The 15,191-nt window shown below is 39.0% G+C and carries 16 protein-coding genes; all 16 read left to right on the forward strand.

The annotated features are described in order from the left end of the window. Positions 1–399: 399 nt before the first annotated feature. The 16 genes from NTX75_03375 (at position 400) to NTX75_03450 (ending at position 14,911) form a co-directional block, all read left to right on the forward strand. The gene (locus NTX75_03375; GenBank protein MCX5815269.1) at positions 400–1,125 is read left to right on the forward strand and encodes a cephalosporin hydroxylase family protein; all 726 of its coding nucleotides are present in this window, start codon (positions 400–402) and stop codon (positions 1,123–1,125) included. A 211-nt stretch (positions 1,126–1,336) separates the two neighbouring features. Beyond that, on the forward strand, positions 1,337–2,254 hold the full coding sequence (locus NTX75_03380; protein ID MCX5815270.1) for a glycosyltransferase family 2 protein: 918 nt from the start codon (positions 1,337–1,339) through the stop codon (positions 2,252–2,254). A gap of 307 nt (positions 2,255–2,561) precedes the next feature. Continuing rightward, on the forward strand, positions 2,562–2,900 hold the full coding sequence (locus tag NTX75_03385; protein ID MCX5815271.1) for an SIS domain-containing protein: 339 nt from the start codon (positions 2,562–2,564) through the stop codon (positions 2,898–2,900). Positions 2,901–2,948: 48 nt separating this feature from the next. Continuing rightward, positions 2,949–3,326, forward strand: a complete 378-nt coding sequence (locus NTX75_03390; protein ID MCX5815272.1) for a four helix bundle protein — start codon at positions 2,949–2,951, stop codon at positions 3,324–3,326. Positions 3,327–3,338: 12 nt separating this feature from the next. Beyond that, positions 3,339–3,899 (forward strand): HAD family hydrolase, encoded by a 561-nt coding sequence (locus NTX75_03395; GenBank protein MCX5815273.1) that lies wholly within the window; start codon positions 3,339–3,341, stop codon positions 3,897–3,899. Positions 3,900–3,905: 6 nt separating this feature from the next. Continuing rightward, positions 3,906–4,616 carry a nucleotidyltransferase family protein gene (locus NTX75_03400; GenBank protein ID MCX5815274.1) on the forward strand — a complete coding sequence of 237 codons (711 nt, stop codon included), beginning with the start codon at positions 3,906–3,908 and terminating at the stop codon, positions 4,614–4,616. A 24-nt stretch (positions 4,617–4,640) separates the two neighbouring features. Continuing rightward, positions 4,641–5,651, forward strand: coding sequence for a kinase (locus tag NTX75_03405; GenBank protein MCX5815275.1), 1,011 nt, complete (start codon positions 4,641–4,643; stop codon positions 5,649–5,651). An 8-nt stretch (positions 5,652–5,659) separates the two neighbouring features. Then, complete coding sequence (locus NTX75_03410) at positions 5,660–6,595, forward strand: SDR family oxidoreductase (GenBank protein ID MCX5815276.1); 936 nt, start codon at positions 5,660–5,662, stop codon at positions 6,593–6,595. Continuing rightward, positions 6,588–7,541, forward strand: coding sequence for a GDP-L-fucose synthase (locus NTX75_03415; protein MCX5815277.1), 954 nt, complete (start codon positions 6,588–6,590; stop codon positions 7,539–7,541). The genes NTX75_03410 and NTX75_03415 overlap by 8 nt, the downstream gene beginning before the upstream one ends. 6 nt (positions 7,542–7,547) lie before the next feature. Further along, entirely contained in the window at positions 7,548–8,375 is an 828-nt protein-coding gene (locus NTX75_03420) for a transketolase (GenBank protein MCX5815278.1), read from the forward strand. Beyond that, a complete protein-coding gene (locus NTX75_03425; protein ID MCX5815279.1) occupies positions 8,372–9,337 on the forward strand; it encodes a transketolase in 966 nt (321 codons plus the stop codon). Before NTX75_03420 ends, NTX75_03425 begins: the two co-directional genes overlap by 4 nt. 110 nt (positions 9,338–9,447) lie before the next feature. Then, positions 9,448–10,629, forward strand: a complete 1,182-nt coding sequence (locus NTX75_03430) for an aminotransferase class I/II-fold pyridoxal phosphate-dependent enzyme (GenBank protein MCX5815280.1) — start codon at positions 9,448–9,450, stop codon at positions 10,627–10,629. A 142-nt stretch (positions 10,630–10,771) separates the two neighbouring features. Further along, positions 10,772–11,464 carry a VTT domain-containing protein gene (locus NTX75_03435; protein ID MCX5815281.1) on the forward strand — a complete coding sequence of 231 codons (693 nt, stop codon included), beginning with the start codon at positions 10,772–10,774 and terminating at the stop codon, positions 11,462–11,464. 114 nt (positions 11,465–11,578) lie between these two features. Then, positions 11,579–12,283, forward strand: coding sequence for a glycosyltransferase family 2 protein (locus tag NTX75_03440; GenBank protein MCX5815282.1), 705 nt, complete (start codon positions 11,579–11,581; stop codon positions 12,281–12,283). A 50-nt stretch (positions 12,284–12,333) separates the two neighbouring features. After that, a complete protein-coding gene (locus tag NTX75_03445) occupies positions 12,334–14,262 on the forward strand; it encodes a hypothetical protein (protein MCX5815283.1) in 1,929 nt (642 codons plus the stop codon). A gap of 70 nt (positions 14,263–14,332) precedes the next feature. Then, positions 14,333–14,911, forward strand: coding sequence for a hypothetical protein (locus NTX75_03450; GenBank protein MCX5815284.1), 579 nt, complete (start codon positions 14,333–14,335; stop codon positions 14,909–14,911). Positions 14,912–15,191 lie beyond the last annotated feature (280 nt).

Here is a 15,191-nt window from a genome sequence, read left to right on the forward strand (position 1 = left end):
CTGCTCCTGGCATTTATCTCACTGAAGATGGAGATGAACTGGAGAACAACGAAAATAGGGAAGGTACGTCCTAATTTGCCCCTCTATAAAAAATTTACACAATTATGTTGACAGTACCTAGACTACCGAGTTATTCCATATGTTGTAGATTCTAATCCGCGAAGACATAACACGTATATCCCGGTAGGCGGACAGGAGGTTATAGCCCCTGAACTTTTGAAAGAAATACAACCAAGGTACATTCTGATCACCAATCCCAGCTATCGGAAAGAGATAGAGGATGTTTTACGTTCATTGAGTATCAAAACAGAAGTAATCGTTATCGTGTAATGCTAAAGAGAAGAGGGGATAGTTTAAATGAAAATGATTGAGGAGTTTGAAAACGAAAGATTGCAACGAATGAAAGAACAGGGGAAAAATGTTTCTTTAAATAAGGCTGCGCGTCTTTTTAACAAGAAGTCCTTGTTGTCTCACTACTCGTATAACTTTTCCTGGTTGGGGCGTCCCATATTTCAGTATCCACAGGATATCGTCGCAATGCAAGAGATTATTTGGGAAGTGAAACCGGATCTGGTTATTGAGACAGGTGTTGCGCACGGTGGTGGACTTATTTTGTATGCTTCTATTTTGGAGTTAATTGGCAAAGGCCAGGTGCTTGGCATTGATATCGACATCCGGGAACATAATCGCCGTGCAATTGAAACGCACTCGATGTTTAAACGGATATCTATGATCGAAGGTTCATCGGTTTCCGAGGAAGTAGTTGCGGAGGTCAGAAAGGTTGCCAAAGGGAAGGAAACGGTGCTCATTTGCCTCGATTCCAACCATACCCACGAACATGTTTTAGCTGAGCTTGAAGCTTATGCACCACTCACCAGTAGCGGGAGTTACTGCGTCGTCTTCGATACTGTGGTTGAAGACTTACCCGAAGAAACGTCTTCTGACCGCCCATGGAACAAGGGTAATAATCCTAAGACTGCCGTCCGGGAGTATTTGCGCCGTTTAAAGGATGAGGGTCGCAAGGCAGCCGATGGAGCACAGCTCCATTTCGAGATCGACAAGATGATCGAAAACAAACTCCTCATCACCGTTGCTCCGGATGGGTATCTCAAACGGATAAGTTGACACACAAATTTTCTGTCCAATCCTTATTTTTTCTTTTTATCCACTCCTCTAAATTGATATGAGAACTGTCAAGAAAAACATCATTGCCAACCACCTTGGCCAGGGTTGGAACGCCCTCATGGGACTTCGCGTGTGGCATGATGACAATAAACTTTCTGGCGCTCCTGCTGGCAACTCAGGTCGATAAGCTTTTGAGATTGGGTGTATTGGATTGAAGAACAAAGAAATGATTGAGGTGAACAGAACGTTGGAGATGCACATTCCCAAAGTCAGCGTTGGCATGCCGGTTTACAACGGCGAAGATACCCTACGATGTGCGCTGAATTCATTGCTTGGCCAATCGTTCGCTGATTTCGAGTTGATCATTTCCGATAACGCATCAACAGATGGCACAGAGTCGATTTGTCGGGAATATGCGGAGCAAGATCGCAGAATTCGTTACGTCCGCCAGTCGAAAAATGTGGGTGCGGTCACAAACTTCAAGCTTGTCCTTGACGAAGCACGGGGTGATTATTTTATGTGGGCTGCACATGACGACATAAGATCCGCTGATTATCTCGAAGTGAATGTCTCGTTTCTGGATCATAACCCGGATTTTGTCGCCTCAACATCGCCAACGAGGTTTGATAACGGTAAATTCAATGAAGTTTCGATGGGTGATGCAAGTCTTGAAGCAAACAGGATAAACCGTCTTATTAAATTTTTTGATACCTGGCACGCAAATGGTAGATTTTATTCTCTGATCAGACGGGATGTTCTTGAGGGATGTGGATTTGTATCCGATCATTTCCTGGCGGCTGATTGGGCTATTGTTTTGTTTCTTGCAAATCACGGAAAAATGCACAGAGACAAAGAAGGATACGTTGTGCTTGGCTCGCAAGGTCTAAGCAACAGCATGGATATATTTCGCGTATTTCGGAAAAACGCTATTGATTATTTCTTGCCGTTCCATAATCTCTTCAAGGTTACATTAACAATGTTCGGCGATATCCCTCTTCCTGCGAGGATTCATATAACGTGGATACTTGTCAAGCTGAATTATAATGCCCATATTATTCAGACAATATTTTATTTAAGGAATAAAAAATGGTTAGTCAGAATAGTCCGATTATTTAGACGGAAAAAATAATTTATACATAACCTACTTCGGGGCTCCGAAGTAGGTAGTTTAAACGCCTGCTCACCGATAAAGTTTTTGCCACATGAAAGTCATAAAAGACAGAATTCAAACAACAATCCAGAATATGCAAAAAACTGATATCTGGTGACGACACAATCAATCGGATAAATGAATCCGCCCGGATTATAATTAATGCTTTAAAATCCGGCAATAAACTCATGATTTGCAGAAACGGTGGAAGTGCTGCCGACGCCTAGCACATAGCAGGAGAATTTGTTTGTAGGTTTTACAAAAAACAGAGATCCATTGCCAGCTATTGCCATACACAACAGACACGTCCGTTGTGACCTCAATCTCTAATGACTATTCCTACGACCATATATTCAGCCGTCAGGTTAAGGCGCTTGGAAAAAGCGGTGATGTTCTTCTGGGCATCAGTACAAGCGACAGTTCCAGGAATGTGTTGGAAGCCGCCTTCAAGACAGCAAGAGAACTTGGAATAAATACGGTGTTCTTAAGCGGAGAGACAGAAAAAGAGATGGCGAAAATAAGCGACATTGCAATCAAAGCTCCGTCCTTGGACACACCACGCATCCAGGAGATACACCTGCTTGTTGAGCATATAATTTGCGAAATAGTTGAAAACCAGTTTTGATAAACCACTGGTTTTAGTTTTGAGTCATGAATTCTTGGTTTTGAGTTGATGGAAGACAAAAGCATAATAAAGAAAAGAACCTATGAATTTGCTTTGAAAATTATTGATCTTTATAAAATACTCATATCAAAAAACGAATATGTGCTCTCAAAACAGCCATTAAAGGCTGGAACAAGCATTGGAGCAAACGTAGAAGAGGCACTTGCAGGACAAAGCAGGGCAGATTTTCTTTCAAAAATGTCCATAGCCTCAAAGGAAACGCGAGAAACCAATCATTGGTTACGGCTAATCAGAGATAGCAAATTTCTTGAAGAACATCATACAAAACCCCTTATTGCCGAGTCATCCGAAATAATAAGAATGCTTACATCTATTGTAAAAACTACTGTTTCAAGTAACTCAAAACTCAAAACTAAGAATTCATGACTTATTAAATCTGTGGCTAAAATTAAAGCTGTTTTCATTGATCGTGATGGCACAATAAATGTTGATAAAAGCTATGTTTACAAAATTGAAGATTTTGAACTGCTCCCAGGTTCACTTGAAGCCCTTAAATTACTTACCCGCCACAAAATAAAAATCTATATAGTTACAAATCAAGCAGGTATCGCAAAAGGGTTATACACAGAAAAGCAGTACCATGTTTTAACAGAATACATGTTGAATTTCTTCAAAAAGGGAGGCATTAAAATTGAAAAGGTATTGTATTGCCCTCACCATCCTGAAGGCATTGTTCCTGAATATACGAGAAACTGTAATTGTAGAAAGCCTAACACAAAACTTTTTGAAGATGTTATTCAGCAAAATGAATACCACAAAAGCGAGCTAATTTTGATTGGAGATAAAAATTCTGATATCGAAGCAGGAAATAGATTGGACATTATCACATATTTAGTCCAAACTGGGTATGGCAGAGAGCATCAGACCGACATGAAAGCTACTTATATCGAAAAAGATTTATTGAGTGTGGTAAAGCATATCATATCAGCAACTTCATAATTATCTATGCAAATAGATACAATCATTCTCGCAGGTGGAAAAGGTACAAGACTAAGCGGCATCCTCCCGGATATTCCGAAACCAATGGCTCCGATTAATGGAATACCCTTTTTGGATATATTATTATCGCAGCTTAACCCTTACCCTTACATAACAAAAGTGATGCTTGCGGTTGGATACAAATCAGACGTAATAATAAACAGATATAAAAATTCTGCTGCTTATAATTTTAAAATCCTGTTTTCTGAGGAAAAGGTGTTGTTAGGAACAGGTGGCGCAATAAAAAAGGCGCTATCTTTTGCAAACACGGACGATGTGCTTGTTTTAAATGGTGATTCATACATAGAAGTTGACATTAACAAATTAATAATTTTTCACAAAGCCAATAAGGCTTCAATAACCATTGTTTTAAAAGAGATTAGCGATGCCAACAGATATGGTAGCGTAAAAATAGATGATCAGCTCAGAATACTTTTATTTGAAGAAAAGAACAGTTCAAATCATACCGGCCTAATAAATGCTGGAGCTTACCTGATAAAAAAGAATCTTTTTGACAGCATCGACAAAGATCGGGAAATATCTTTTGAACGCGAGATATTACCTGATTTAATAAAAGGTAATGCATACGGTTATATAACCAGCGGGATATTTATTGATATTGGCATTCCTGATGACTACAAAAGGGCGCAAGCAGAATTAGCGAATCACATCGTTTGATAGAGTATTTGATAGAGTAAAATAATGATCATTTCACGTACACCTCACAGAATATCTTTTTTTGGCGGCGGCACAGATTACCCGTCATGGTATCTTGAGTATGGTGGCAAAGTCTTAGGCGTTGCAATTGATAAATATTCTTATATAACCTGCAGGAAACTCCCCCCGTTTTTTACCCACAAACACAGGATTCTATATTCTAAAATTGAATCGGTTCAGACATTAGACGAGATTCAGCACCCTTCTGTAAGGGAAACTCTTAAATATATGAAAGTTGTTAATGGTTTGGAAATCCATCATGATGGTGATATTCCAGCTCGTTCTGGTATGGGTTCGAGCTCGGCCTTTACAGTCGGACTGTTAAAAACACTATACGCCCTTGAAGGTAAGCTTATTACAAAAGAAAATCTTTACAAAGAGGCAATACGTATCGAACAGGACTTGATACACGAAAACGTCGGCTCTCAAGACCAGGTATGGGCGGCATGTGGTGGTTTGAACACTATCGAATTTCTTCAAAATGGAGAAATTATTGTTGGGCCTATTATCATGAAAGAACCCAGTCTTCAGAGTTTTGAAAATAAATTTATGCTTTTTTTTACAGGATTATCAAGATATGCTTCTGATATAGCGAAAGAGGAAATTGAGAACATACCGAAGAAAAAAGATGAATTATTAGAAATGAGACAATTAGTTGGCGACGCCCAAAAAATCTTAGCCTCTGGTAACGATAATTTTACTGATTTCGGAAAACTTTTGAATGAAACCTGGAAATTGAAAAGAAAATTATCTGACAAAATTAGTAATGAGGAGATAGATGATATGTATAAAACAGCTTTAGCTAATGGGGCGGTTGGAGGAAAACTCTTAGGAGCCGGCGGTGGGGGTTTTATGTTGTTTTATGTAGAGCCTGAAAACCAACCAAGGGTAAAAAAGTCATTAAAAAATTACCTGCATGTTCCCTTTAAGTTTGATTTTACAGGTTCGGAAATCATAGTTTATAAACCCGATTACCAGAATGACAAGAGGAGATAGGAGGATCCATGTATAATATTTTAGTTACAGGCGGCGGCGGCTATATTGGTTCTATGCTTGCCCCTGAGTTATTAAAATTGGGCAACAAAGTCACGGTATTGGATAATTTTATGTACCAACAGAATTCTTTACTTGATTGTTGTGTGAATGACAGTTTTGATGTGGTAAGAGGCGATGCAAGGGATGAAAACGTTTTAAAACCCCTTTTGCAAAAGGCTGATTATATAATTCCTTTAGCTGCATTGGTAGGCGCGCCGCTGTGCAATAAAGATAAAGTCGGGGCAGCAACTATCAACAGGGATGCAATAGCATCAATAACTAAGCTCATATCAAAAGAACAGCGAATTGTAATGCCTACGACAAATAGCGGGTATGGTGTTGGCCAAAAAGGCGTTTATTGCACAGAAAAAACTTCACTAAACCCTATTACTTTATACGGTGTAGTCAAAATGGAAGCAGAAAAGATTATTCTTGATAGGGGAAATTCCATAAGCTTCAGGCTGGCGACTGTTTTCGGAACGTCTCCCCGGATGAGAATCGACCTTTTAGTAAATGATTTTACTTACAGGGCAGTTACAGACAGATTTGTGGTTGTCTTTGAAGGACACTTTAAGAGAAACTATATTCACATAAGGGATGTCGTAAGGGCATTCATCCATGCAATAGACAACTTTGATAAAATGAAAAACGAAGCGTATAACGTTGGTCTATCCGATGCAAACCTTTCCAAATTAGAGCTCTGCGCAAAGATTCAGGAACAGATCCCTGATTTTGTTTATCTTGAAGCCCCGGTTGGTGAAGACCCCGATAAACGTGATTACATAGTCTCAAACGAAAAGATAGAAAAAACCGGCTTCAAACCAATTCATTCCCTTGAAATGGGTATCAAAGAGTTAATAAAGGGGTATAAAATAATCACGAACAGTAAATATGGTAATGTTTAAAGACTCAAAGATTTACGTTGCCGGGCATACTGGACTTCTTGGCTCAGCGCTTTTAAAAAAACTGGAATCAGAAAGCTACCATAACGTAGTCACAAGAAGCCATGCTGAACTTGACTTGACAGACCAAAAACTGGTTGATGAGCTTTTTGAGAAAGAACGCCCCGAATATGTGTTTTTATGCGCAGGATTAACAGGCGGTATTATTGCTAACCAGACATATCCTGTAGATTTTTTGCATACCAACATTGCCATTCAGGACAATGTCTTTCAGGTAGCACAAAGGTATGAAGTAAAACATCTTGTTTTCTATGGTTCTTCATGTATATATCCAAAAAGTTGTCCACAACCAATCAAAGAGGAGTATTTGTTTACCGGCAAAATTGAAGAAACAAGCGAGGCTTATGCAATTGCAAAAACTGCTGGAATAATTGCATGCAGATCATACAATGCTCAGTTTAAAACAAACAGATTTATCGCATTGCTTCCGAATTCCATGTATGGCCCAAATGATAATTTTGACCTGGAAAACTCCCACGTACTATCTGCTCTAATCAGAAGGTTTCACGAAGCAAAGACTAACGGGCAGAAAAAGATTGTCCTCTGGGGAAGCGGCAGTCCCCGCAGAGAATTTATCTTCAGCGAGGATGTTGCTGATGCGTCTATTTTTGCAGTTCTTAATTTAGATAAGCTGGATAGCGCCCAACATTATAATGTGGGTACAGGTATAGATTATTCGATTAAGGAGCTCGCTGAACAGATTGCTATCGTAGCAGGTTTTGAAGGCAAAATAGAATGGGATGCTACCAAGCCTGACGGGACGCCGCAAAAGCTTTTGGATAGTTCAAAGTTTTTGAAATTAGGGTGGAAATCATCAACTTCATTGAAAGAAGGATTAAAGACAACATATCAATGGCTTATAAATAATTTCAAAAAGCATTGCGAATGACATTATATGGAAGAAATAGATAACACGATTCAATTATTAAAAGATAAAGCCCTGTGGGTTCGCAAAGAGACACTCAAAATCCATGGCGAAGCGCAAGAGACCCGGCTTGCGTCCTCTCTTTCGCCTGTTGAGATATTCGTTGCCTTGTTTTATGGAGGAATTATAAAGTTTGATCCAATAAATCCAAAATGGGAAGGCAGAGACCGTTTTATTATCAGCAAAGGTCATGGGTCAATTTCGTTTTATCCTATATTGGCAGATATTGGATATTTCGATAAAGGAGAACTCTCGAGAGTATGCAAGGAAGGTTCTTTTTTAGGAGGTATCCCTGATCCTATCATACCGGGATATGAAACTGTAAATGGTTCATTGGGGCACGGTCTCGGTGTTGCGTGCGGTATGGCGCTAGCCTTAAAAAGAAAAGGTAAAATGGAAAAGGTATTTGTCCTCATGGGAGATGGCGAGCTATATGAGGGCGCTGTATGGGAAGCGATTATGATGGCAGGGGAATATAGGCTGGATAATTTGGTTTTGATTATTGATAACAACAAGGTTTGTATGCTTGATTTTTGCAAAAACATTATTGACATAGAACCATTGGATGAAAAGTTTAGAATATTTAAGTGGTCGGTAAGCGCTATTGACGGACATGATATGAAACAAACATATGAGTCTTTATTAAGATTAAAAAGTGAAGAAAAGGGCTTACCCAAGGCACTTATAGCCAACACCGTAAAAGGCAAAGGAGTTCCAAACTTAGAGGTTGATCCGCTGAGCCATATTAAAAATATAAGACCGGATGATATTGATGCAGCCATAGAGGGCTTACAGTGAGTGCGGTTAAAAAGGCAATGAGAGATGTTTTTATTGAACAGATATATTATAAGATGTTTGAAAATAAATCATTGTTTTTTCTAACGGCTGATTTTGGCTCTCCTAAATTAGATGTGTTGAGAAAAGACTTTAATAACAGATTCATTAATGTTGGCATTGCAGAGCAAAACCTCGTCAATGTTGCAACCGGTTTAGCCTTAGAAGGGTTCATTGTTTATGCATATGCAATTGCACCTTTTTTGGTTATGAGGGCATATGAGCAAATAAGAAATAACCTTTCCCTTTTATCGCATGTTCATGACATAAATGTTAACTTGATTGGTGTGGGGGCAGGTTTGAGCTATGACGTTTCGGGTCCCACACATCATAGTTTAGAAGACATCAGCATTATTAGAACATTGCCCAATATCAGCTTGATATCTCCGAGCGATTGGGTCTTGGCTGAAAAATTTGTAGATTATTCAATAGAAAATAAAAAACCAAAATATATAAGATTTGATGGGAAACCATTGCCGAATATTTACAGCGACACAGATGATGTAAATTTGGATGATGGATTTTTTGAGTTGGCAAAAGGCGATGATGTTTGTTTGGTTTCAACGGGCCATATGACACATACTGCTTTAAATGTAGCCGAGAAACTGAACAGGGAAAGAATTCATATAGGGGTAATTGATGTCTTTATAATCAAGCCTATGAATGAAACAGTATTCTTTAGCTCATTGGTTAAATATAAATATATTCTAACACTTGAAGAGGCTTTTATAAATAAAGGTGGCTTGGATAGTTTTGTTATTAGTATTCTTAATAGAAAATCGTCAGACACTAAAATTAAAAGCAAAGGGTTTAAGGATTCCTATGTATTTGATGTTGGCAGCAGAGATTACTTACACAAACTAAACAACCTTGATGAAGATAGCGTTGTGGCTGACATTAAAGAAATGTTAAGGGAATCTATATGAGCAGGACAGATATAGTAATAATAAATCCTGGTGACAGAAGACAGGTTTATCAAATATTAGATGATTAACAGGATTATTCAAAATCTATTGACGATTAGGAACTATTGTAAATGATAATCGAACCGAACCTTAATTTACCTTTGATGAAAAACAATATTACCCGCGCCGACATGGACGCAGTTATTGCCTACTTATCACAAGATGATCCGCCGTTGACCCACTCCAAGCAAACGCTTGCCTTTGAGCGCGAATGGTCCGAGTGGCTCGGTGTCAAATATAGTGTTTTTGTCAATTCAGGCGCCTCTGCTAACCTTCTGACCATGGCTGCGCTCAATGAGATGTTCGGGACAGGAGAGGTTATCGTCCCCCCCCTAACGTGGGTGTCCGATATTGCCGCAGTTCTCCAAAACGGTTTTACACCTGTTTTTGTAGATATTGACCGACGCACGTTTGGTATGGACACAGCTCAGGTATTGACAAGACTCAACGCCAGTACCCGTGCGGTGTTTATTACGCATATCCTTGGCTACAATGCCCTCACACAGCAACTGCTGGACGAACTGGAGCGCCGCAACATTCCGTTGATTGAGGATGTGTGCGAGTCACATGGCGCTACCTTTAATGGGCGCAAACTCGGCACATTCGGACTTATATCTAATTTTTCATTCTACTATGCCCACCACATGAGCACCATCGAAGGCGGGGTGATCTGCACCAACAATCGTAATGTCTACGAAACTGTTCGCATGTTACGCTCACACGGCATGGTGCGTGAAGCGACATCAAACGAAATCAGGAACTCATACATAACAAATCATCCCGATCTGAATCCGGATTTTATTTTTGCCTTCCCTGCGTATAATGTCCGTCCCAATGAGATTGGTGCGGTGATTGGCCGTTCACAGCTAAAGAGGCTGGACGAGAATAACAGGATACGAAGGCGAAATCTTGATCTGTTTCTCTCTCTTCTCGACCCGACCAAATATCGGACCGATTTTGCAGTCGAGGGCAGTTGTAATTATGCCTTTACTCTGGTACTCAACGAGCCCGACACGGTACTGCGTGATCGTGTTGAGCAATCGTTACAACAACGCGGGGTCGAATTTCGGCGCGGGCTTTCCGGCGGTGGCAACCAACTGCGCCAACCTTACTTACGAAAACTCATGGGCAATGAATTTGAGCGCTATCCGAATGTGAATCACATCCACTTTTTCGGCTGGTATATCGGCAACTATCCAGGACTGGAACAAGAAAAAATAGAAGCACTCTGCCAATTGTTGAATCGTTTATAATAGTCATTACAAGGGTTTTTAAGAGTATTACCGCACAAAAGATATTCAAAAACCCTCCATTAAAAAAGATTTGTGGGGGGGGATTCTGTACCGATGAATTTTATGTCACAACAGTCAGAGAAAAAAGATTTCATTTTAAAATATGGCAATATTGAAAATCCTTGCATATAAGAAAAAGTTAATTTTTTTACTTCTTCTCATTACAATAATATTTATAGTATTTTTATTTAATAAATTTTGGACAATTAGTCCTGAGATAATTTTCACGTTTATTCAAAACAATAAGATCCTTGCCCCTTTCCTATTTATTGTGTTTTACATAATAATGAGTATATCTGTTTTACCAACATTGCCAATGAATTTAGGCGCTGGTCTTCTCTGGGGACCTCTTTGGGGTACTTTGTTATCTGTTATTGGGGCAACTTGTGGCGCAAGCTGCTCGTTTATAATAGCGCGATATTTGGTACACGATTACTGTAAAAGAAAGTTACAAAACCCTAAATGGCTTCGGTTGTTTAATGCAATAGAGGGGAATGGATGGAAAGTTGTTGCCTTTGTAAGACTTGACCCTATCTTTGCATCAGGACCTCTCAACTACTTGTTTGGAATTACACCTATACCCTTTGGTACGTTTATATGGTCAACAGCCCTTTTTCTCATACCGCCAGCAAGTATTATTGCATCAATAGGGTATTTTATTGGGTGGAGCGTGCTGTCGGAGGAGAGCATAAAAGATGTAGGTCATTACATAGTCCTTGCAGGTACCCTTGTAACAATTGTATTGATCATTCTTTTTTTCATTATTAAATATTTTAGGGAAAGTATCAAACTATAATATATACAGACTTGTAGAAGTAGGAATTCGGAGCCTCTAAAAACAAAATAGATGCTTCATCAAGTGCGGAACGATAAAACAATTGTGTATAAACCAAATAGATTAGGAGGTCAAGTGACAACAACATTACTTGTAATGACGTTAAATGAAATTGATGGTATGAAAAAAATAATGCCACAAATACAAAAAACATGGGTCGATCAGATCATTGTAGTTGATGGCGGATCTACCGATGGGACAGTAGAGTGGGCAAGAGAAAATGGATATACCGTTTATATTCAAAAGCAAAAGGGGTTCAGACATGCGTATGTTGAGGTAATGCCACAAGTTAAAGGTGACGTATTAATCACATTCAGTCCCGACGGAAATTCAATATCGGAGCTAATTCCCAAACTCATTGAAAAAATGAAGGAGGGCTATGATATGGTAATAGCATCTCGTTATCTGGGGTCGGCAAAAAGTTATGATGATGACTTTCTGACGGGCTTTGGAAACTGGTTTTTTACAAGGACTGCGAATGTGCTGCATGGAGGCAAATATACGGATGCAATGGTTATTTATAGAGCCTACAAAAAAAGTTTAATAGATGAATTGGAACTCGATCAAGACAGATGGTATTCAGTTCCGGAAAAGCTTTTTTCGTGCAAGGTGAGTTGGGAACCTCTCCTGTCAGTAAGAGCGGCAAGAAGGAAATTGAAAATAACTGAAATACCAGGGGATGAACCACCAAGAATCGGTGGAGAAAGAAAGTTAAAGATATGGCCGTGGGGCGCGACATTTTTGTATCAATTTATTAGAGATTTTATAGTTTGGAGATGAAGTTGATGAAAAAAATACGAACGCAAAAAGGTCATTCGAAAAAATAATTTATGACAAGAGGATTCATCAATAAAGTAACGGAACTGCAAAACTGGATTATCTCAGTTATTGTCACAGTGATCTTTGCATTCAGGTGGCGGACATGTCTGCCTTTTTCAGGCTATATGCCCTCAATTGCGGAGAATACCGACCAATTAGACGTCTGGGCAAGATACGTCATCTGGGCAAGAGATCCATTCAGTTGGCCTATAAGCGTCATCAACGGGCTAAATTTCCCCTTTTATGATGCAAGTATAGCGAGAGGTCCCCTTCCGTTTTTTGCCATTATATTCAAGGCATTGTCAAAAATAAACGGGATCTTCGCTAACTTTTATTACTTCCCGTTAGTAGAGATGATATTTGTCTTTTTTTCTGCATACTTCACTTGCTTAATGATGGATTCACTTAAATCAAAAGCTTGTTTATTAAAACTGTTGGGAGCCACTATGGTGGGACTTTCATTCCCTCTCTTATACAGAAGTTCAAATTATTATGGTGTTACTTATTTTGTGTCTTATATCCCATTCTATATGGGATTTGCATATTTCTACCTGAGATTATTTAATAATACCGACAGAAAATCACTTTTTATATTCATAATATTTATTGCAATCCTGACTTCAATTTTTGAGCATTACGTTTTATTCGGGATTTATTTTCTTTTAGGTGTATGTACACTATGTTGTCTGGTTAATTGCATATATAATAATAATGTGAAAAATATGCTGAGACTGAAATATTCTGCCGCTGCCCTAACTTTAGGCTTTATCGCAACGCTATCTGTCGTCTATATGCTGGGGGGGAATCAGGGAGATATTGATTATAATGTGATCAAATCTGCATCTCCGCTCTTGGGGAGATTTAGTACCGACTGGGGGTATGGGGGTGGTTATGGGGGAGGATTCCATGTCGCCGATGTTCTGACGTTAATCATTCCCCCCAATTACCAACCATTATTACCGGCTTATAAATGGTGTGGTCCAAGCGCCGTATTAACAGAGCTCGGTTTTCCACTTACGACAAATAATTTACAGGATGGGCAGTATGAGGGATTTAGCTATCTTGGCACGGCAGCGATTCTGTTGGCTTGTACATTAGCGATTACAGGGATTTTTCTTTTTGTGAAAAAAAGAAATAAATATCTTAGTAAAATGAGTTTTGTGCACGATTCGTCCCTGATTATGAAAAATGAATTGGTGAACTACCAACTAATGATGGGTCTATCATCAGTATTACTTTTTGTATTGAGCTGGGGCTATATTATCCACATCGGGGGAGTAAGAATTAATGAAATCTCGACGCCCAGTCTAATCATCGCAGAAATATGGCCTAAGTTTATGTTTGTAAGAACAATGGGGCGCTTGGCAATACCTTTCATGCTGTTTGTGACAATTGCCATTGTTGTAATGTTTGGACGGCTGTTAAATAGACTTACCTCTAAAACCACAAAAGCTGGATTGGTTTATGGACTCGTAATTATGATAGTGATTGGCTTTCATACTTATGAGATAAAAGGATACTTGGAACCACCTCAAACTGTAGTTTTTGGGAATCAGATTGCAAGTGAATTTGGAGACAGCGATGTTTTGATAATTAGAAAGGCGACGGCGAATAAGAAGGCCATTATGGCAGTGCCGGCGATCAGGGAAAACGAGCAATGGCTGAAAATATGCTATTCCCTTGCCTTTTTTGCCCAAGTGCCGATAAATGGTTTTTATAGCGGCCTTGCTGTAAATGAAGAGCATATAAAACGGAATAGATTAGATACGACTGCGATAATATCAGGGAAAATCAAAAATATAAAAGAGAGGTATGGGAATGTTGTCATAGCGGCTCCTCCCCATGTTGCCGATAAGATAATGAAGTTGGCGGATATGCCTCTTAAGGGTCATAAGCTGAAGCATAAAGGCGTTGTGATTTTAACTTTAGAGGAATTTTAATCACATTACGCATATTGTTAAACATTAAAGCACGGGAATATAAATAACTTATGATCTGTGGGGTAATGCCATGAGTAAAGAAAAAAATTATGATTATTTTATGAGTCTGAATTACGACGCGGTACTGAGAAAGAAAAATGAGGACTATTGTCTGTTTATTCCCGAGCTGTCGATCATTGGGTGCGGAAGAAGTCTAGGAGAAGCAGATGAGAATTTACTGAAGGAAAAGGAGAACTATTTCAGAAATATTATTGAATTTAACTTAGCGGAGACGGTTAACGAACCTGCCAGTGTCAAAATAAGAAAAAAACAGTATCAAGAGATCGGGCAGTATCTCTTGAAAATGTTGTTGGTGTTTCTTTTTATTGTCGTCCTCTCCACAGTTTTGTTTATTCCTGTGCTATCTTCCTTTGAAAAAGCCATAACTCGGACGGTAGTCGCTATGCCTGAAAAAGTATTACCCAAGATTGCTACCAAGATTGATAATAAACTGAGCATGATGACAGAAGCGGACAAAGAAGAAATGCGTCTGAGAATTAAAAATATAATCAGCAATATCAAACCTTATACGGATGAGATAAAAATACTCTTTGAAAGCGACGCTAAAGGTGTCAACAAACCAGCAATGAAAGATAAAAAGATCAATTAATCTTTGTGCAGAATTATTCATCGAGAAAAATAATTGCTTAGTACTACAACGTTAAGTCCTAAGAATCATCATGAATGACTCTGATGAAACCGACTTTTATTTTGAGTACCTCCTATAACATGGCCACAAGATTTTCAATTGTGGTCGGTTGTGCCGTCTCCACCATCTTCTGGTGTTTCTGACGTTCTCTTTCTCTCATCTGCTGCTCATTGTAACGTTTGTAGCAATAATCTTTATATTCTGTTCATCCATCTCTTTTTGGATACGCTTAAGGCATGCT

Source organism: Pseudomonadota bacterium (assembly GCA_026388315.1).
Taxonomy (GTDB): domain Bacteria; phylum Desulfobacterota; class Syntrophorhabdia; order Syntrophorhabdales; family Syntrophorhabdaceae; genus MWEV01.

Bases quoted from the DNA above. Each gene is read 5' to 3' on its own strand.
- NTX75_03435 (MCX5815281.1), top strand. From the start codon at position 10,772: ATGGCAATATTGAAAATCCTTGCATATAAGAAAAAGTTAATTTTTTTA.
- NTX75_03400 (MCX5815274.1), top strand. From the start codon at position 3,906: ATGCAAATAGATACAATCATTCTCGCAGGTGGAAAAGGTACAAGACTA.
- NTX75_03415 (MCX5815277.1), top strand. From the start codon at position 6,588: ATGTTTAAAGACTCAAAGATTTACGTTGCCGGGCATACTGGACTTCTT.
- NTX75_03445 (MCX5815283.1), top strand. From the start codon at position 12,334: ATGACAAGAGGATTCATCAATAAAGTAACGGAACTGCAAAACTGGATT.
- NTX75_03410 (MCX5815276.1), top strand. From the start codon at position 5,660: ATGTATAATATTTTAGTTACAGGCGGCGGCGGCTATATTGGTTCTATG.
- NTX75_03405 (MCX5815275.1), top strand. From the start codon at position 4,641: ATGATCATTTCACGTACACCTCACAGAATATCTTTTTTTGGCGGCGGC.
- NTX75_03390 (MCX5815272.1), top strand. From the start codon at position 2,949: ATGGAAGACAAAAGCATAATAAAGAAAAGAACCTATGAATTTGCTTTG.
- NTX75_03375 (MCX5815269.1), top strand. From the start codon at position 400: ATGAAAGAACAGGGGAAAAATGTTTCTTTAAATAAGGCTGCGCGTCTT.
- NTX75_03420 (MCX5815278.1), top strand. From the start codon at position 7,548: ATGGAAGAAATAGATAACACGATTCAATTATTAAAAGATAAAGCCCTG.
- NTX75_03430 (MCX5815280.1), top strand. From the start codon at position 9,448: ATGATAATCGAACCGAACCTTAATTTACCTTTGATGAAAAACAATATT.
- NTX75_03450 (MCX5815284.1), top strand. From the start codon at position 14,333: ATGAGTAAAGAAAAAAATTATGATTATTTTATGAGTCTGAATTACGAC.